Origin of the sequence: Pseudomonas sp. B21-047 (assembly GCF_024748775.1) — a bacterium.
Classification (GTDB): Bacteria; Pseudomonadota; Gammaproteobacteria; order Pseudomonadales; family Pseudomonadaceae; genus Aquipseudomonas; species Aquipseudomonas capeferrum.
Window position 1 is genome coordinate 5,198,942 of record NZ_CP087169.1, and the last position, 18,379, is coordinate 5,217,320.

Here is an 18,379-nt window from a genome sequence, read left to right on the forward strand (position 1 = left end):
TTCTCTTTTTGCTGACACAAGGAAGGACGGGGGCAGGCGTAGGCGAACAATATCTCCTTGAGAGGCCATTGAAATGACACGTCGCTCACGCGCTGTTGTTGGCCTTCTGCACGCTTTCAGAGCAACACATCAGTAGAATTCGGGGTTCATTTAAGCCCCGTAAGGCGTAGGAAAATTACACGAGAACGTCCCGCAGGTGTGCGATCACGACAACGCTTTTCCATTCCCGTCAGATGTCGCGATTGGCATGTCCAAACGCGCCATCCGGCCGTCTGGCGCTATCGCTTTTCATTTGGGTGTGTATCGGCCATGCATGAAAAAACCCGCTCCCAAGCGGGAGCGGGTTTATCGGGGTAACGAACCGCCGTGACTCAGCGCACCAGGCAAGGCCGCTTGTTGTCGAAGCGCCAGCCCGGTATCAGAAACTGCATCGCCACGCTGTCATCGCGCGCGCCGAGCCCCATGTTGCAGTAGCACTCATGCGCCTTGGCCAACTGGTCCTCATCGATCTCCACCCCTAGCCCCGGCCGCGCAGGCACGCGCACCTGGCCATCGACGATGCGCAGCGGCTCACGCGTCAGGCGTTGGCCGTCCTGCCAGATCCAGTGGGTATCGATGGCGGTGATCTCGCCCGGCGCCGCTGCGGCCACCTGAGTGAACATGGCCAGCGAGATATCGAAATGGTTGTTGGAGTGCGAGCCCCAGGTCAGCCCCCAGTCATGGCACATCTGCGCCACCCGTACCGAGCCCTGCAAGGTCCAGAAGTGCGGGTCGGCCAGGGGGATGTCCACGGACTGCAACTGGATCGCATGGCCCATCTGCCGCCAGTCGGTGGCGATCATGTTGGTGGCGGTGGGCAACCCAGTGGCGCGGCGGAACTCGGCCATCACCTCACGGCCCGAGTAACCGTTCTCGGCACCGCAAGGGTCTTCGGCATAGGCCAGCACGTCGTGCTTGTCACGGCACAGGGCGATGGCCTCTTTGAGTGACCAGGCGCCGTTCGGGTCGAGGGTGATGCGTGCATCGGGGAAGCGCTCGGCCAGGGCGGTCACCGCCTCCATTTCTTCCTCGCCGCGCAGTACGCCACCTTTGAGCTTGAAGTCGCTGAAGCCATAGCGCTGGCGGGCGGCTTCGGCCAGGCGCACGACGGCTTCGGGCGTCAGCGCCGGCTCATGGCGCAGGCGGAACCAGTCATTGTCAGCATCGGCCTCGGCGCGGTAGGCCAGGTCGGTCTGCTGGCGGTCGCCGATGTAGAACAGGTAACCCAGCATCTTCACCGCTTCACGTTGCTGCCCTTCACCCAGCAATGCGGCCATGGGCACGTGCAAGTGCTGGCCGAGCAAGTCGAGCAAGGCCGACTCGACGGCGGTGACCGCGTGCACAGCGATGCGCAGGTCGAAGGTCTGTAACCCGCGGCCGCCGGCATCGCGGTTGGCGAACGCCTGGCGCATGGCATTGAGCACGCGCTGGTAATGGCCAATGGGCTGACCGACTACCAGGCTGCGGGCGTCTTCCAGGGTCTGGCGGATCATCTCGCCACCCGGCACTTCGCCCAGGCCGGTGTTGCCCGCGCTGTCGCGCAGCACCACCACGTTGCGGGTGAAGTACGGGCCATGGGCGCCACTGAGGTTGAGCAGCATGCTGTCGTGGCCGGCCACCGGGATCACGCGCAGGTCGGTGACCACGGGGGTGGCGGAGTGCACGGCGGTTGTCGTCTGCATGTTCATGGTTTTTATCTCGCAGTCATCAGTGGGTCTGGCCCAGGGCCGAAGGCGCCTTGAGCTCATCGGAAGGGGCGCCCTTGGGGCGGGTGCGGACGAAGAACACGGCGATCGCCGCCAGCACCGACGTCACCGCCAAGGCGTACAGGCCGCCCTGTATCGAGCCGGTCTGTTGTTCGAGCAGGCCGAAGGTGGTGGGCGCGACGAAGCCGCCGAGGTTGCCGACCGAGTTGATCAGCGCGATCACGGCCGCCGCGATGCGGGCGTCCAGGTAGCCCTGGGGGATCGGCCAGAACAGTGATGAGGCCGACTTGAACCCGATGGCGGCAAAACAGATGGCGACGAAGGCGAACACCGGGCCACCGGTGGTGGACATGAACATGCCGATGGCGGCGATCACCAACGCGGCGGCCACCCAGGCCTGCTGGAACTTCCAGCGGCTGGAACCGGAAGCGAAGGCGTACATGGCCAGAATCGAGATCAGCCAGGGGATCGAGTTGAAAAAGCCGACTTGCAGGTCGCTGAGGTCGCCCATGCGCTTGATGATGCTCGGCAACCAGAAGGTCGCGGCATAGATGGTCAACTGGATGCAGAAGTAGATCAGGCAGAACAGCACGATCTGGCGATCCTTGAGCAGGCTCCAGGCAGAAAGCTTGACCGCGCCGACTGCCTCACGCTGACGTTGCTCGCTGTCGATGGCCTGCACCAGCGCCGCCTGCTCGGCCTGGCTCAACCACTTGGCATCCTGCGGTTTGGAGTCGAGCCAGAAGAATACGAAGAAGCACAGCGTCACCGACGCCATGCCTTCGATGAACAGCATCCACTGCCAGCCGTGCAAGCCCAGCCCCTGAATCTGCATCAATGCGCCGGCCAGCGGGCCGGAGATCAGCGAGGCCAGCGCCGAACCGCTGAGGAAGATGGCAATCGCCTTGCCGCGCTCGGCGCCTGGCAACCAGCGGGTGAAGTAGTAGATCACCCCGGGGAAGAAGCCGGCCTCGGCAACGCCCAGCAGAAACCGCAGCACATAGAACTGGGTTTCGGTCTGGACGAAGGCCATGGCCGTGGCCACCAGCCCCCAGGTGAACATGATGCGGGTCAGCCACAGCCGAGCGCCGACACGCTGCAGCAGCATGTTGGAGGGCACTTCGAACAGTGCATAGCCGATGAAGAACAGCCCGGCGCCAAACCCATAGGCCGCCGCACTGATGCCCAGGTCGCTTTCAAGGTGGGGGCGGACGAAGCCGATGTTGACGCGGTCGAGGTAGTTGACGATGAACATGATGACGAACAGCGGCAGCACATGGCGTTTGACCTTGGCCACGGCGCTGGCCAGTGTGTCGCCGCCATTGCAGGCAGGCGGAGCGAGGGTGTCGTTCACTTTGCGGGTCTCCCACTAGTTGTTTTTATGCGGGTTGTCTGACATGACAGTGGGGGGAGCATAGGCTTCGCGAAGTTGTACGACAAGATCGATAAAATCGCTAAAAAGGCAAAATACAAGCTTTCATAATGAGAAAATGCTGCGATCTTTCAAAAAAAACTGCGCACAGCGCTGGCTTCAGCAGACTAAAAACCAGCAGAGATTATTTTTATGAATTAACTTGTCGTACAAGCCAACCGATAACACCGAGCCCACCATGGACACAGCCCCCACCCGTGTTCGCGGCCACAGCCGCGCCCACGACCTGGTTTCCAGCCTGACCCAGCAGATTTTGCTGGGCACGTTCAAACCCGGCGACAAGTTGCCCTCGGAAAACACCCTGGTGCGCGAGCATGGGGTCAGCCGCACTGTGGTGCGCGAAGCCTTGTCGAAGTTGCAGGCCTCAGGGCTGGTGGAGCCCCGCCACGGTATCGGTACATTCGTGATCGAGCGCCAGCCCCAGGCAGGCCTGCGCGTTGGCGCAGAAAACGCCGCCAGCGTGCGCGACCTGCTGGAGCTGCGCATCGGCCTCGAAGGCCAGGCCGCCGCCCTCGCCGCGGTGCGTCGCAACGACGGGCACGTGGCACGCATGCGCCAGGCGCTGGACGACTATCAAGACCTGGCGGCCGCCGGCGACAGTTGCATCGAGGCTGACCGGCGCTTCCACCTGTTGATCGCCGAGGCCACCGGCAACCTGTATTTCAGCGAAATGATGGTGCAGCTTGGCAGCGGCCTGATCCCACGTAACCGCATGGCCCTGGCCGAACGTGCCGGGGCCAGGTTGGCCCGGCATGCGTACCTGGCCAACCTGGAGCATGAGGCGATTCTCAATGCCATCCGCCGCCAGGACCCGGATGCCGCGCGGGCGGCGATGTGCCTGCACCTGTCCAACAGCCGCGACAGATTGCTGCCCGAATGACCTTGTGGAAACCACCTTGCGGGCCTTTGTAGGAGCGGCCTTGCGTCGCGAAAGGGGTGCGCAGCAGCCCCAGGTTCTATGTCACAGCAGAGATTGCCGGGGCCGCTTCGCACCCCTTTCGCGACGCAAGGCCGCTCCTACAAACCGCAGGCCGGGCATCAGGCCAGCGCCCGATCCACCAACACCTGCAAGCGCCCCTGCGAGCACTGCTCGACCCGCGCCTCGACCCCATACACCTCGGCCAGCATCGCCGGTTTCAGCACATCCGCAGGCGCCCCACAGGCGACCACCCGGCCCTCGCGCAACACCACCAGGCAATCGGCCTGGCTGGCCGCCAGGTTGATGTCATGCAGCACCGCCACCGCCAGCAGCCGATGCGCCACTACCCGCTCACGCACCGCGCCCATCACCCGCAACTGGTAGTGCAGGTCCAGCGCACTGGTCGGCTCATCCAGCAGCAGTACCTGCGGATTGCGCGCCAGCAACTGCGCCAGCGCCACCAACTGCCGCTGGCCACCCGACAGGCTGTCGAGCGAGCGCTCGGCCAGGCCCTCGATGCCCAACTGCCGCAGCGCCTCAAAGGCATGGCCGAGCAGGTCGTCACTGCCGCCGACACGCAACGCCGCAACGATGCTTTCCAGCACGCCCAAGGCAAGCCCCGGCGGCAGCTGTTGCGGCATGTAGGCCAGGCGCCGGGCGCGCTCGGCAAAGCCCAGCCGCGTCACATCCTGGCCATCCAGGCGCAGTGTGCCCTGCATTCGCTCCAGCCCGGCCAAGGCCCGCAGCAGTGTGGACTTGCCCGCGCCGTTGGGGCCGACCAGCGCCACCAGGCTACCCGCCGGCAACGCAGGCAGCGTCACCTCATGCAGAATCTGCCGTGCGCCGTAGGCAACGCAAAGATGATCGATCGACAGGCTCACAGGCTTCTCCCCCGTCGAAACACCAGCACCACGAACACCGGCACACCCACCAGGGCCGTGACGATGCCCACCGGCACGATCACGCCAGGGAGCAGCAGCTTGCTGGCGAGCGACGACAACGACAGCATCAGTGCGCCCACCAGCGCACTGGCCGGCAACAGAAACCGCTGGTCCTCACCCACCAGCAAACGCGCGATGTGCGGCCCGACCAGGCCGACGAAGCCAATGGTGCCGACAAACGCCACCGCAGTGGCCGACAGCAGGCTGATGCGCAGCAACGAGGCCAGGCGCAGGCGCCGGGTGTCCACACCAAAGCTGCGCGCGCGGTCCTCGCCCATACGCAGCAAGGTCATCGCTGGCGCGGCGCGCAGCGAAAACGGCAGCAGCACCGCCAGCACCAGAGCCAACAGGCCAAGCTTGTGCCAGTCGGCCCGCGCCAGGCTGCCCAAGGTCCAGAACACCAGTTGCTGCAACACGTCTTCGGTGGCCAGCAATTGCAGCAGCGACACCAGCGCGTTGCAACTGAACACCAAGGCGATGCCAAACAGCACCAGGCTCTGCACACCGGCACCGCGCAAGCGCGACATCATCTGCAGCAGCACCACCGACAGGCAGGCGAAGGCAAACGCCATCACTGTCACCTGGGCGCTCGGCGCCAGCCAGGCAACCCCGAGCGGGTAGGCAATCGCCAGCGAAGCGCCCAGCGCAGCAGACGACGACACCCCCAGGGTGAAGGGGCTGGCCAGCGGGTTGTCGAGGATCGCCTGCATCTCGGCACCGGCCAGCGACAGCGCCGCCCCCACCAGTACCGCCATCAACGCGTACGGCAGGCGCACGTTCCAGATGATCACCCGCTCGGTGGCACTGAGCGTGGTCGGCTCGAAAATGCCCTGCAGCAAACGCCCCAGGCTCATGCCCGAGGCGCCACTGGCCAGGTCGCCCAGCACCGACACCAGCAGCACCAGCGCCAGCCCCGCTACCAGCAACCCGCGCCGCCACAGCAGCCGGCGATAGTGCCAGGCGGCCAGTGCGGCGCCATCCTGAGCCAGTGCAGTCACTTGGCGTCGACCCAGTACTGGCCGTCCAGGCCGACCTTGAGCAGCTGGTTGATCTCGGCCAGGGTCGCCTGCGGGTCGAGGCCCTCGAAGCGCTCGGGGTGTACCCAGCGGGCCATGGCTTCGATGGCGAGGATGTTGAACGGCGAATTGTAGAAGTCATGCCACAGGCCATGCGCCTGGCCCGCCTGGATTGGCCGCAGTGGCGCGAATTCCGGCCGTGCGGTGATCTTGGCCAGGCTCTGGCGCGCGGTATCGAGCGACACCCCAGCCCCCATTAGCACGCCGGGTGCGCGGTTGCCGGTGGCGATATACACATCAGGGTCGGCCTGCAGCACGTATTCGACGCTCACATCGCCGAGCGCGCCCGGCACCACATCGGCACCAATATTATGCCCGCCCACGGCCTCGACCACGCTGCCCAGGCCGCTCTTGCCGGTGGTGTGCCCAGGCGCCTGCCAGACCCCGGCCAACAGTTCGAGGAAGACCTTGGGCCGCGCGTTGTCCGGCAGGCCGGCCACGCCCTCGGTCACCCGCTTCAGGTGGCGGTCATACAGGCTGAGGTACTGCTGGGCCCGGGCCTCGCGACCGAGCAGCGTGCCCAGCGCTTGCATGCTGACCCGGGTATTGCGGATGGGGTGTACACGAAAGTCGATGAACAGCACCGGTACGCCGGCTTTGGCCAGCAGGTCTGCCACCGGGCTGTGCTGGGTCGGGCCCTCGCCGGCAATGCTGAAGATCGCCAGGTCGGGCTTGAGCGCGAGAATCTGTTCAGCGCTGACGCTTTGCTCGGTGGCCTGGCCGATCAGCGGCAACTGGGTGATCTGCGGGTACTTTTGCGCATACACCGCATAGGTGTGGGGGTCGAGCAGGCGCATGTCGTTCTGCCAACCCACCACGCGTTGGAAGGGGTTGTCGCGGTCGAGCAGTGCCAGGGCGAAGAACAACCGGCCCTCGCCGAGCACGATCCGCTGCGGCGCATGGTCGAGCTCGACTTTGCGCCCCAGCACATCGGTGGCTTGCACGGCACTGGCGGTCTGGACGAAGGCCATCGACAACAGAAAAGGCAGCAAGCGCTGCCAGAGGCGGGGAAGTACGCACATGGGGGCATCCTCTTCAAGAGAATCAGTCGCATCAGAAGCGGGGCATTCTAGCCAGCCGCCTGGTGCTACCCATGTGCGGGAATGTATCGGGTTGTAGGTCGCTCGTTACAAACGCCTTGTCGGCGCAGCAACTACCAGGTCAGGCAGATCTTGCCGAAATGCTTGTTGCTCTCCTGGTAGCGGAAGGCATCGACGATCTGCTCCAGCTCGAAGTGTTTGTCCACCACCGGCCGCAAGCCATTGGCATCGATCGCCCGCACCATTGCCTGCTGCTGAGCCCGACTGCCGACCAGCACGCCCTGCAAGCGGATCTGCCGCACCAGCGCCTGCACCAGCGGCAACTGCCCTGCCACCCCGGTAAGGATACCGATCAACGACACATGCCCGCCGATACGCGCGGCAATCATCGATTGCTCCAGGGTCGCCGGGCCGCCGACTTCGATCACATGGTCGACACCGCGATTGCCGGTAAGCTCACGCACCTTCTCGCCCCAGGCCGGGGTGCTCTTGTAGTTGATCAGGTGGTCGGCGCCCAGGGCCTTGAGGCGCTCGAGCTTGGCATCGCTGGACGACGTGGCGATCACCGTCGCACCCGCCAGCTTGGCGAACTGCAAGGCGAATATCGACACCCCGCCGGTACCCTGCACCAGCACGGTATCGCCGGGTTTGAGGTGGTCGTCGCTCATCAAGGCACGCCAGGCGGTAAGGCCTGCGGTGGTCAGCGTGGCCGCTTCGGCGTGGCTGTAACCCTTGGGCGCCAGGGTAAAGGACGTGGCACGCGCGGTGACCTGCGCACGGGCGTAGCCATCCAGGCCATCACCGGGCACCCGGGCAAACCCTTCGACATTGGCCTGGCCGTCGAGCCAGTCGGGGAAGAAGGTGCTGACAACGTTGTCACCCACCTGGAATTCGCTGACGCCGGCCCCCACCGCCGTCACTTCACCGGCACCGTCGGCCATGGGAATGCGCCGCTCGCTCGGCCCCCACATGCCGCTGACCACGGCGAAGTCGTGGTAGTTGAGGGAACTGGCGTGCAAACGCACGGTGATTTCGCCGGCCTGTGGCGCAAGCGCCTCGCAGGTGCCGACCTGGACGTTGGCGTAGCCGCCGCCAGGTTGGACGTAGATGGCCTTGCTGCTCATGGCTGGGTCTCCATCAAGGGAAAAATTTCGGTTCAGCATAGCCAGTGCAGGCAGCTTGCCAACACCAACGATCAGCCGAGCATCACCCGCAACGCCCGGCAATCCGCCGCATGCCAATCGGTCAATTGCGGCCACGGGTTGTCCGGCAGGTTGACCAGTATGGTCCGCGCCCCGGCCGCGCGCCCGCAATCCAGGTCGAAGCGGTAGTCACCGACCATCACCAGCTCGCGGGGCGCCACGCCCCACGCCCCGGCAATTTTCAAAAGGCCGTCCGGGCTAGGCTTGGGCGCGGCCTCGTCACGGCCAAGAATATGCTCCACCGCGAAGCAGTCAGCCAGGCCGATGGCCTCTAGCGTGACATGCGCAAGCTCGCGGGCATTGCGGGTCAGGATCGCCAGCCGGCAGCCGCGCTCGGCCAGCTCGCGCACCAGTTCCACCGCGCCCGTCGCTGCCGTCGAGGCCAGCGCCAGGTCGCGTTCATGCTCCAGCAGCCAGGCGTGCTTGGCCGCCGCTTGCGCCGCCGGCAACGCCGCCAGGTGGGTCAGGATGTCGTGCTCGGCCGGTATCTCCAGCGCTTCGCGGATTGCCGCAAAATCGTGCACCGCCACGGTCAGGGTGCCGTCCATGTCGAACACCCAGTTACGCACTTCGCTCAGGTTCATGCCCAGTCCTTGCGATGACGAATGAGGCCTTCCTGGCACGACGATGCCACCAGCTGCCCGGCCTGGTTGAAGATACTGCCCCGGCAGAAGCCGCGGGCATTGCCGGCCCAAGGGCTGTCGGTGGCGTACAGCAACCACTCGTCTGCACGCAGGTTGCCATGGAACCACAGCGAATGATCGAGGCTGGCGATCTGCATGTCGCGCTGCCACACCGATTTGCCATGGGGCAGCAGCGCGGTGGTCAGCAGGCCGAAGTCAGAGGCATAGGCCAGCAGGTACTTGTGCAGCGCTGGCACGTCCGGCAGGTTGCCGTCGGCACGGAACCAGGCGTACTTCACCGGGTCACCCGGCTTGGGGTTGAACGGGTCGCGTTCTGTGACCGGGCGGATTTCGATCGGCTTGGCGCACAACACCTTGTCGCGGATGCGTTCGGGCAGGTGCTCGGCCATGGCACTGGCCAGTTCGACTTCGCTGGGCAGGTTTTCCGGGCCGACCACATCCGGCATCTGCGCCTGGTGCTCAAAGCCCTCTTCGTCGTACTGGAACGACGCGCTGCAGGTGAAGATGGTGTGGCCCTTCTGAATCGCGGTCACCCGCCGGGTGCTGAAGCTGCCACCGTCACGTACCCGGTCTACCGAATAGACCACCGGCAGGCTGGCATCGCCAGGGCGCAGGAAGTAGCCGTGCAACGAATGCACGTGGCGCGCGTCCTCGACCGTCTGGCTGGCCGCCGACAATGACTGGCCCAGCACCTGCCCGCCGTACAGCTGGCGGAAGCCCAGGTCCTGGCTGCGTCCACGGAACAGGTTCTCCTCGATGGACTCGAGGCTCAACAGGTCGACCAGGTCGTCCAACACATGACTCATCGGGGGTTCTCCTAGCAAGGCATCACGGCTCTACAGCACTTTCATGAAGGCAAATGATACAGGGTTTGTCATTCGCACCGCGCATGGCCATCCATTCAGCCACGCAGGGTCTGCTCCCAGTGTGCACGGTCGATGCGGTACAGCACATGCGGGCGCAACGGGTGGCCGGCCGGCAGGCGCGGGTGTTCGAAACTGCCGCTCGGGTCTTGCAGCATGCCAACGGCCTGCATGACCTTTTGCGAGGGCAAGTTGCTCTCGCTAGTGAACGACACCACCTCATCCAGGCGCAATTGGGCAAAGGCACAACGCAGGCACGTCCAGGCGGCCTCGCTGGCAAAGCCCAGGCCCCAGTGGCGCCGCGCCAGGCGCCAGCCGATTTCCACTGCAGGCGCAAAGTCGGCATCGAAGCTGACGTGCAACAGCCCGGTCATGCCGATGAACGCGCCGCTGTCCTTGCGCTCCAGCGCCCACAGGCCGAACCCGTACTCATTGAAGTGGCCACGGATACGCCCGATCAGCGCAGCCGCCTCAAGGCGCGTCAGCGGCGCCGGGAAGTAGCGCATCACCTGAGGGTCGGCGCACAGCGCGGCGAACTCGCGCAGGTCGTCGTCATGCCATTGGCGCAGCACCAGCCGTGCGCTTTCCAGTTGGGGGATGGGGGTCATGGGGTGTGCTCCGGTTTTGCTGTCTTGCAGTTTACAGCGTAGGCGCGGGCGAAGGTTTAACCCAGTGAGATCGAGCGCCGCCCGCGCGGCGCTTCGCGGGGCAAGCCCGCTCCCACAGGCAATAGCACCGACCGCCCAAGAACTGGCAAGATCAGCACTGGCCCCGATTGCGAACCCACCATGCCGTTGCCGCTGATCTACCACGATGACTACAGCCCGGCGTTCCCCGCCGACCACCGCTTCCCGATGGACAAGTTTCGCCTGCTGCGCGACCACCTGGTCGACAGCGGCCTGACCCGCGACCAGGACCTGTTGCGCCCGCAGATCTGCCCCAACGACATCCTCGCCCTGGCCCACGACCGCGGTTACATCGAGCGCTACATGAACGGCGACCTGTCCCGCGAGGACCAGCGCCGCCTCGGCCTGCCCTGGAGCGAGGCGCTGGCCCGGCGCACCGTGCGCGCCGTGGGCGGCTCGCTGCTGTGCGCCGAATTGGCCCTAGAGCACGGCATCGCCTGCCACCTGGCCGGCGGCACCCACCACGCCCATTACGATCACCCCGCCGGCTTCTGCATCTTCAACGACCTGGCCGTGATCAGCCGCTACCTGCTGGAGGCCGGGCGGGTGCACCGGGTGCTGATCTTCGACTGCGACGTGCACCAGGGCGACGGCACCGCGCGCATCCTCCAGGACATACCCGACGCGATCACCGTGTCCCTGCACTGTGAACAGAACTTCCCGGCCCGCAAGGCGCAGAGCGACTGGGACATCCCCCTGCCCCGCGGCATGGGCGACGCCGCCTACCTCAAGGTCGTGGACGATGCCCTCAACTACCTGCTGCCGCTGTACCAACCCGACTTGGTGCTGTACGACGCCGGCGTGGATGTGCACAAGGACGACGCCCTGGGCTACCTGCAACTGACCGACGAAGGCCTGGCGGCCCGCGACGAAAGGGTCATGCGCCATTGCCTGGGCCGCGATATCCCGGTGGTGGGGGTGATCGGCGGTGGCTACAGCAAGGACCGCGCAGCCTTGGCGCGGCGCCATGGCATCCTCCATCACAGCGCGGCGAAGGTCATCAGTTGTTCACAATGACTGTGGAACCGCCTGTGGATAAGCTGCGCGAAAGCTGCTGCAGCCCTTTGCCTGCGTGCCCTGCAAAGATCTGATCATTTTTTGACCAGTGCTTCCGCAGGGCCGGCTGCGCTAGAATGCGCACTCTTTTCCACAGCCTGCCGCCGCCCATGCCCGATCTACGCCCTTCATCCCCTCCCCTTGTCGCCGTCATCGGTGGCGGCCCCGCCGGCCTGATGGCCGCCGAAGCGCTGGCCCAAGCGGGCTTGGCGGTCGAGGTGTTCGATGCCATGCCCTCGGTAGGCCGCAAGTTCCTGCTGGCCGGTGTCGGCGGCATGAACATCACCCATTCCGAGCCCTACCCCGCTTTCGTCGCGCGCTACGCCGAACGCCAGGGCGAGATCGACGCCCTGCTGCGCAGCTTCGATGCCCAAGCCCTGCGCCAGTGGATTCACGGCCTGGGTATCGAAACCTTCGTCGGCACCTCGGGCAGGGTATTCCCTCGCGACATGAAAGCCGCCCCGCTGCTGCGCGCCTGGCTCAAGCGCCTGCGCGACAGCGGCGTAGTTATCCACACCCGCCATCGCTGGCTGGGCTGGCATGACGATGGCAGCCTGCGGATCGCTTATCCACAGGGTGAACGACGGGTGAAAGCGGCAGCCGTGGTGCTTGCGCTGGGTGGGGGCAGTTGGGCGCGCCTGGGTTCAGACGGTGCGTGGCAACCACTGCTGGCTGAGCGGGCTGTGGATATCTCGCCCTTGCAGCCGAGCAACTGTGGGTTTGAAGTCGAAGGCTGGAGCACCTTGCTCAAGGACAAGTTTGCCGGCGCACCGCTGAAGAACATTGCCCTCAGCGTGCCGGGCAGCCTGCCGCGCAAGGGCGAGTTCATTCTCACTGCGCAGGGGGTCGAAGGCAGCCTGGTGTACGCCTGGTCGGCGCCGGTGCGCGAGGCCATCAACCGTGAGGGCCGCGGGGTGCTGCTGCTGGATCTGTTGCCAGACCGCCCTGTGGATAAAATTGCTGAAGCGTTGGCCAGGCCGCGTGGTTCACGCTCGATGGCCAAGCACCTGCACAGCCAGCTGGGTATCGACGGGGTCAAGGCAGGCTTGTTGCGGGAGTTGACGGACCAGGCGACCTTCGCCGACCCGCAAGCGCTGGCTCGGGCGATCAAGGCGTTGCCGATTACCTTGGTGCGCGCCAGGCCGCTGGATGAAGCGATCAGCAGTGCCGGTGGGGTGCGCTTCGAGGGGTTGGATGCGGGGTTGATGGTCAAGGCGCTGCCGGGGGTGTTCTGTGCCGGCGAGATGCTGGACTGGGAGGCGCCGACGGGGGGTTATCTGCTGACGGCGTGCTTTGCCAGTGGGTTGCGGGCCGGGCGGGCAGCGGCGGATTGGGTGGCGGGCTTGTTCCACGAATAGAGGCACGCAGTGCCTGGCACCGGCTTCGCCGGTGTTCGCGGGGCAAGCCCGCGCCCACAGAGCCGCCGCTAGCTCAAGGCTTACGCTTACGCGGTCCGCCATTGAAGCTAGGCACCTTACGCACCGCTTTAACAGCTGGCGCCGGGCTAGCCGCCTCGGCACTGTCCATCCAGCGCCCCAGGCCACGCTTGGCGCTGTTCTCTTTCGGCTTCTTGGCCTTCTTCGGCTTCTTGATCACCTGCCCACTGGCATCGGTCATCGGCACCCGGTGTTCAGGGATGAAGTCCGGCTCTTCGTGCCGCGGCAAAGTCTGGCGAATCAGCGTTTCGATCGACGCCAGCATCTGCACTTCGTCGGCACACACCAGCGAAATGGCCTCACCTTTGTTGCCAGCACGCCCCGTGCGGCCGATACGGTGCACGTAATCCTCGGCGACAATCGGCAGGTCGAGGTTGACCACCAGCGGCAGGTCGTCGATGTCCAGCCCGCGTGCGGCCACATCGGTTGCCACCAATACCTGGATCTCACGCGCCTTGAAGGTATCCAGGGCACGCTGGCGCGTCGCTTGCGGGCGGTCGCCATGGATGCCATCGGCGTTGATACCTTCGCTGAGCAAGCGCTCCACCAACTGGTCGACACCGTTGCGGGTCTTGGCGAACACCAGCACCTGGCTCCAGCGCTGCTTGCGCAGCAAGTGGCAGAACAGGTCGGCCTTGCGCTTCTTGTCCACAGGCACCAGCCACTGCTTGACGGTGGAGGCGGCGGCGTTGCGCGGGCTGACTTCGATGCTCAGCGGGTCGTTCAGGGCCAGGCCGGCGAGCACCCGGATCTGGTCCGAGAAGGTCGCGGAAAACAGCAACGTCTGGCGCTTGCGCGGCAGCGCGGCGTACACCGACTGCAGCTCTTCGGCAAAGCCCAGGTCGAGCATGCGGTCGGCTTCGTCGAGCACCAGGGTTTGCACCTGGTTGAACTTCACGGCGTTCTGGCGGAACAGGTCGAGCAAGCGACCTGGGGTTGCCACCAGCAGGTCGACGCCACGGCGCAGGCGCATCATCTGCGGGTTGATACTGACGCCGCCATACACCGCATAGGTGCTCAGCGGCAGGTTCTCGGCATATTCGCGCACGTTGTTGTGTACCTGCTCGGCCAGCTCGCGGGTGGGTACCAGCACCAGCGCGCGGATCGAGTTGCTGGCAACCTTCTCACCTTCCAGCGCCAGGCGCTGCAGCACCGGCAGGGCGAAACCTGCGGTCTTGCCGGTGCCAGTCTGGGCTGCGGCCATCAGGTCGCGGCCGGCCAGCACGGCAGGGATGGCCTGGGCCTGGACCGGGGTCGGGGTGGTGTAGTCCAGCTGCTGCAGGGTACGCAGCAAGGGTTCGATCAGGCCGAGTTTGGCGAAATTCATGGCAATACCGTCAGGGGGTTCAGCGAAGGCGGCAAGTTTACCGCAACACCCCCGCTTACTTGCAGATTTCGCCCTTCAGCGGTTGCGCAGGTTGTGGTGCCTTGCGCCACTGCGGCAGGCCAATCAGCACCACTGCGCCAATGATGACTGCCATGGCCACGCATTCCTCGGCGCCGATCTGCTCACCGGCGAAGACGATACCCAACAGCACCGCCACCGCCGGGTTGACGTAGGCATAGCTGGTCGCGGCTGCCGGGCGTACATGCTTGAGCAGGTACATGTAGGCACTGAACGCGAGGATCGAGCCGAAGAACACCAGGTAGGCCAGCGCGCCCCAACCGGCGGCGGTCGGCATCTGGGTCATGCGCTCGCCCGACACCACGCTGCCCAGCAGCAACACTGCCCCGCCCACCAGCATTTCGGCAGCACTGGCCATCGGCCCCTGGGGCAACGGCAAGCTCTTGCTCCACACCGAACCGAATGCCCACGACGCCGCCGCGAACAGAATCAGTGCCGCGCCAATCGGGCTTGCCTGCAAGTTGGAACCGAGGTTGAGCAGGCCGATACCGACCAGCCCAAGGCCGATGCCCGCCCACTCGAGCCGCGAATTACGGTGACCGAACAGCAAGCCGAACACCAGGGTGAACAGCGGCACCGTCGCCACCGCCAGCGCCGCCACGCCTGAGGCGACACCGGCGTGCTCGGCCACGGTCACACCGCCATTGCCGCAGCTGAGCAGCAGAAAGCCGATTGCCCCCGCCGCCCGCCATTGCGGCCAGGTCGGCGCCGGCACACCCCGCCAGCGCAGGAAGCCGTACAGCAAGCCCCCGGCGATCAGAAAGCGCACCCCCGCCATGAGCATCGGTGGCCAGGACTCGACGCCAATGCGGATGAACAGATAGGTGGACCCCCAGACCAGATACAGGGCCATAAAGGCGCCGATAAGCAGCAGCGGGAAGCGACGGGAGGCAGGCATGGCAAGGTTACTCAAAATCCGTTTACGGGTGGCCTAGTTTAGAAAGGCTACCGAGCAATAATAAGTTACAAAACCAGAATAAATGAGCGGCACACTTGGTGGGGGGAGCGAGTTTGACGGTAGGTTTTCAGCGCCCATAAGATCGAGCGCCGCCCGCGCGGCGCTCGATCTTATGGGCGCTGAAGATGTAATGGCGACCCCCTCAATGACGCAACAACAACCGCCCCTCAATAGGCACATACCGGCTCGCAGCGCGGATCAGTGACATCGCAGTAAGCCCGGGCACGCCATACACCACCGCTTCAGCACCGTGACGCTGGATGACCCGCTCCAGCAACAGGTCGAAGTCACCATCACCCGAGGCCAGCACCACCTGGTCCACGCGGCTGGCCGCATCGATCACATCCAGGGTGATGCCCACATCCCAGTCACCTTTGGCCGAGCCATCGCTGCGCTGGATGAACGGTTTCAGGCGTACCTCGAAACCCAGGTTGCGCAAAATTTGCTGAAACTGCTGCTGCTTGCTGTCCCCGCGGTCGATGGCATAGGCCACGGCCTCGACGATCTGCCCTTCACGGCTGACCTCGGCCCACAGCGCGGCGTAGTTGAAATGACAACCGTGCGCCTGGCGCACGGTGTAGTAGAGGTTCTGCACGTCGGCGAACAACGCGATCTTTTTCACCTGGAACCCCTTCATCTGATGGAATTCGGGGCTGCCCTGCAGCCCCAAAATGCCAGCAGTATGCCAGACCCGTCAGACGTAGGAATCGTCGTCGGAGAAGAAGCCCCCATCATCACTGCCATAATCGGTATCGGCGTAACCGCCCTGGTCATTGCTCCAGCCGCCGTTGTCGGCCACTTGCTGCTGCCCGCCCTGGTCATTCCAGCCACCGCTGTCGCTGGCAGGGGTCGGTTCTTCCTTGATCACCTCGGCCACTTCCTCAGGCTGCGAGTTGTGGTTGAACAGGCTGCTGATACCTTGCGCCAGCAACACCCCGCCTGCCACACCGGCAGCAGTCTGCATCGCGCCGCCCAGGAAGCTGCTGGCGCCACCCCGCGCCGGGGCGGCGCCGAAGCCTTGCTGCTGTTGCTGCGCAGGCTGCGGGTTAAAGCCCGGCGCAGACGGTTCACGCCAGCCACCGCCGGCAGGAACAGGCGCCGAAGGCCGCTGCGGTTGCACCGCCGGTGGCGCACTGCGCCCGCCCGAACCAAAGATGCTCGACAGGAAACCACCGCCGCTGTTGCTCGGGGCGTTGCTACCCGCACGGCTGGCTTCGGCTTGAGCGCGGGCCTGCTTGAGCTCCGCTTCCAGTTGCTTGTTCTGCTCGTCCAGGCGCTTGAGCGCAGCTTCCTGAACCAGGATCGCCTGGGCCATGTAATACGGCGCCGCCGGCTGCTGACGCAGGTGTTCCTCGATGCACGCCTGGGCCTGGGCATCGCGGGGCTGGCTTGGGTCTTCAGCTTGCTTGATGCGGCCGAACAGGCTATCGATCAGGGTTTGTTCTTCAGTGTTCATGAGGCAACCTCGTGGGGAAGCGGGACAACGGACAGCGTCAAAGATGGGGGGTGCAGGCATGGGATTCAATCACCACGGCGGTGAAACTTTTTTCAGCAAGTGACAGCTGCGCGCCCGCTTTGGGCTAAAGTTAGGCCCCTGCTTTTACTGCCATGCGATGTTGACCGATGAATCCGCTGAGCGTTCTGCGCGACTCCCTGTACTTCTTCCGCCGCCACCTGCCAAACATTCTCCAGCTGTGCCTGCCGCTGGTGGTGCTTGAAGCCTTGCTCACCCAGCTGCTGTACCGGCAGCTGGGCGACCAGGCGTCGCCGGCTTACGGCATGCTGGTCAGCCTGCTGTTCTACCCGTTGTACAGCGCGGCGCTGATCCTTTACCTCGACACCCGCAGCAACGGCCAGGACATCGCCAAGCGCGACCTGTTCGCCCGCGCCCTGCAACTGTGGCCGCAACTGGCCCTGCTGATTCTGATCAGCTCGCTGCTGATCATGGCGGGCCTGGCGCTGTTCATCTTCCCGGGCGTGTGGATCATGATCAACCTGGTGTTCGCCGAATACCTGCTGGTGCTGCGTGGCCTGCCGGTGGTGCAGGCGATGCGCGAAAGCGCGCGGATGACCACCGGCCACTTCATGCGCATCATGATCTGCGTGCTGGGCGTGCTGGCACCGATCTGGCTGATCGACGGGCTGTTGCTGATGGCCTTCCCGGAGCCAGCCCCCGGCATGGAACTGGCCATGGACAGCCTGAGCGGCTTCTTGCAGCTGTTCAGTACTGTGGTGCTGTACCGCCTGTTCACGTTACTGGAAGCGGATAGCGGCGCCTGACGCCAGTGACCTTGCACAAGGCGTGCGCCGTGGAAGACCTGCACGCTGCCAGCATGGTCCCGTATCAGTGAACGTGGCGGCTCGCGACCTTAAGACACGGAGCCGCCATGATCACTTCCACAGCCGATTGCCGTTGGGCAGCAAGCGATAGCCATTGGGCAGAAAGTGCCGAGATATTCCTCGGCACTCTGCAGGCCCTCGATCCGGCAACCACTCTCGAAAGCCTTCCGCGCGAGAAGCCCAAATCCGTCTACCTCAGCCTGTTCAAAGACGCTGATCAGCAGGTGATCAGCGGCCAAAGTGATTGGCTGATTGCAGGCCATCAGAAGCCTGCCAGCGTGTTTCGTTTTCTGTTTCACTCGAAAGAACCCGATCGCCTGCATTTCATGATCACCGGCAGCGGAGCGGACCACGAGAAGAAGATGGGGGTCAGCCGCAACGGCTACCTTGGGCTATACCAGTACGCCAGCGTGTCCGCCCCCTTCAAGTTCGAACCCCTGTACTGGAGCGACGACAGCTTGATATGCCGTTGGCGTGATCATCAAGGGCATACGGTGCGGCTCGACCACGACCAGACCGTGGCCGATCCTTTCTTTTCTTACTTGCGAGTCTTGGAGGGCAAAGAAACCATCTTCCTCCTCACGCGGGTTTGCAACGGACGCCCTGTGCAGGCACCGAGTAATTCCGCCTGAAACC

18 protein-coding genes are annotated in these 18,379 nt (G+C 64.8%); 5 read left to right on the top strand and 13 right to left on the bottom strand.

The genetic code is table 11. The features are described from left to right. Positions 1-371 precede the first annotated feature (371 nt). Together gudD and LOY26_RS23515 are read right to left on the bottom strand one after the other, a co-directional pair. Positions 372-1,727: a glucarate dehydratase gene (gene gudD / locus LOY26_RS23510; RefSeq protein ID WP_258714171.1), complete on the bottom strand. Its 1,356-nt coding sequence runs from the start codon at positions 1,725-1,727 to the stop codon at positions 372-374. Between the two features lie 19 nt (positions 1,728-1,746). Next, a complete protein-coding gene (locus LOY26_RS23515; RefSeq protein WP_033701668.1) occupies positions 1,747-3,099 on the bottom strand; it encodes an MFS transporter in 1,353 nt (450 codons plus the stop codon). Between the two features lie 256 nt (positions 3,100-3,355). On the opposite strand from LOY26_RS23515, the gene LOY26_RS23520 reads away from it, so the two are divergent. Next, complete coding sequence (locus LOY26_RS23520) at positions 3,356-4,057, top strand: FadR/GntR family transcriptional regulator (RefSeq protein ID WP_033702574.1); 702 nt, start codon at positions 3,356-3,358, stop codon at positions 4,055-4,057. Between the two features lie 158 nt (positions 4,058-4,215). Here the strand turns inward: LOY26_RS23520 and LOY26_RS23525 are convergent, their stop codons facing one another. From LOY26_RS23525 to LOY26_RS23555, 7 genes are all read right to left on the bottom strand, one after another. Further along, entirely contained in the window at positions 4,216-4,977 is a 762-nt protein-coding gene (locus LOY26_RS23525) for an ABC transporter ATP-binding protein (RefSeq protein WP_258714172.1), read from the bottom strand. Then, complete coding sequence (locus LOY26_RS23530; RefSeq protein ID WP_258714173.1) at positions 4,974-6,035, bottom strand: iron ABC transporter permease; 1,062 nt, start codon at positions 6,033-6,035, stop codon at positions 4,974-4,976. Before LOY26_RS23530 ends, LOY26_RS23525 begins: the two co-directional genes overlap by 4 nt. Then, positions 6,032-7,135 carry an ABC transporter substrate-binding protein gene (locus LOY26_RS23535; protein ID WP_408980749.1) on the bottom strand — a complete coding sequence of 368 codons (1,104 nt, stop codon included), beginning with the start codon at positions 7,133-7,135 and terminating at the stop codon, positions 6,032-6,034. The genes LOY26_RS23530 and LOY26_RS23535 overlap by 4 nt, the downstream gene beginning before the upstream one ends. 131 nt (positions 7,136-7,266) lie before the next feature. Beyond that, on the bottom strand, positions 7,267-8,277 hold the full coding sequence (locus tag LOY26_RS23540; protein WP_033701674.1) for an NAD(P)-dependent alcohol dehydrogenase: 1,011 nt from the start codon (positions 8,275-8,277) through the stop codon (positions 7,267-7,269). A 71-nt stretch (positions 8,278-8,348) separates the two neighbouring features. Continuing rightward, positions 8,349-8,939, bottom strand: a complete 591-nt coding sequence (locus LOY26_RS23545; RefSeq protein ID WP_033701675.1) for an HAD family hydrolase — start codon at positions 8,937-8,939, stop codon at positions 8,349-8,351. Continuing rightward, on the bottom strand, positions 8,936-9,805 hold the full coding sequence (tesB, locus tag LOY26_RS23550; RefSeq protein ID WP_033701677.1) for an acyl-CoA thioesterase II: 870 nt from the start codon (positions 9,803-9,805) through the stop codon (positions 8,936-8,938). Before tesB ends, LOY26_RS23545 begins: the two co-directional genes overlap by 4 nt. A gap of 95 nt (positions 9,806-9,900) precedes the next feature. Next, positions 9,901-10,470 (bottom strand): GNAT family N-acetyltransferase, encoded by a 570-nt coding sequence (locus tag LOY26_RS23555; RefSeq protein WP_033701678.1) that lies wholly within the window; start codon positions 10,468-10,470, stop codon positions 9,901-9,903. A gap of 180 nt (positions 10,471-10,650) precedes the next feature. Here LOY26_RS23555 and LOY26_RS23560 point away from each other — a divergent pair, with 180 nt between their 5' ends. Then, on the top strand, positions 10,651-11,565 hold the full coding sequence (locus LOY26_RS23560; protein ID WP_258714174.1) for a histone deacetylase: 915 nt from the start codon (positions 10,651-10,653) through the stop codon (positions 11,563-11,565). Positions 11,566-11,714: 149 nt separating this feature from the next. Further along, positions 11,715-12,962, top strand: coding sequence for a TIGR03862 family flavoprotein (locus LOY26_RS23565; protein ID WP_258714928.1), 1,248 nt, complete (start codon positions 11,715-11,717; stop codon positions 12,960-12,962). 73 nt (positions 12,963-13,035) lie between these two features. On the opposite strand, the gene LOY26_RS23570 is transcribed toward LOY26_RS23565, so the two are convergent. The 4 genes from LOY26_RS23570 to LOY26_RS23585 all read right to left on the bottom strand — a co-directional run bounded on the left by LOY26_RS23570 (position 13,036) and on the right by LOY26_RS23585 (position 16,859). Continuing rightward, positions 13,036-14,367 (bottom strand): DEAD/DEAH box helicase, encoded by a 1,332-nt coding sequence (locus LOY26_RS23570; RefSeq protein WP_033701681.1) that lies wholly within the window; start codon positions 14,365-14,367, stop codon positions 13,036-13,038. A gap of 55 nt (positions 14,368-14,422) precedes the next feature. Continuing rightward, complete coding sequence (gene yedA / locus LOY26_RS23575; RefSeq protein WP_186652640.1) at positions 14,423-15,343, bottom strand: drug/metabolite exporter YedA; 921 nt, start codon at positions 15,341-15,343, stop codon at positions 14,423-14,425. 202 nt (positions 15,344-15,545) lie between these two features. Then, positions 15,546-16,040, bottom strand: coding sequence for an NYN domain-containing protein (locus tag LOY26_RS23580; RefSeq protein ID WP_156311438.1), 495 nt, complete (start codon positions 16,038-16,040; stop codon positions 15,546-15,548). 57 nt (positions 16,041-16,097) lie between these two features. Then, positions 16,098-16,859, bottom strand: a complete 762-nt coding sequence (locus tag LOY26_RS23585; RefSeq protein WP_186652642.1) for a DUF2076 domain-containing protein — start codon at positions 16,857-16,859, stop codon at positions 16,098-16,100. A gap of 167 nt (positions 16,860-17,026) precedes the next feature. Between LOY26_RS23585 and LOY26_RS23590 the strand changes: the two genes are divergently transcribed. Beyond that, positions 17,027-17,683, top strand: coding sequence for a YciC family protein (locus LOY26_RS23590; protein WP_047582415.1), 657 nt, complete (start codon positions 17,027-17,029; stop codon positions 17,681-17,683). A 107-nt stretch (positions 17,684-17,790) separates the two neighbouring features. Continuing rightward, entirely contained in the window at positions 17,791-18,375 is a 585-nt protein-coding gene (locus LOY26_RS23595) for a hypothetical protein (RefSeq protein ID WP_095063851.1), read from the top strand. Positions 18,376-18,379 lie beyond the last annotated feature (4 nt).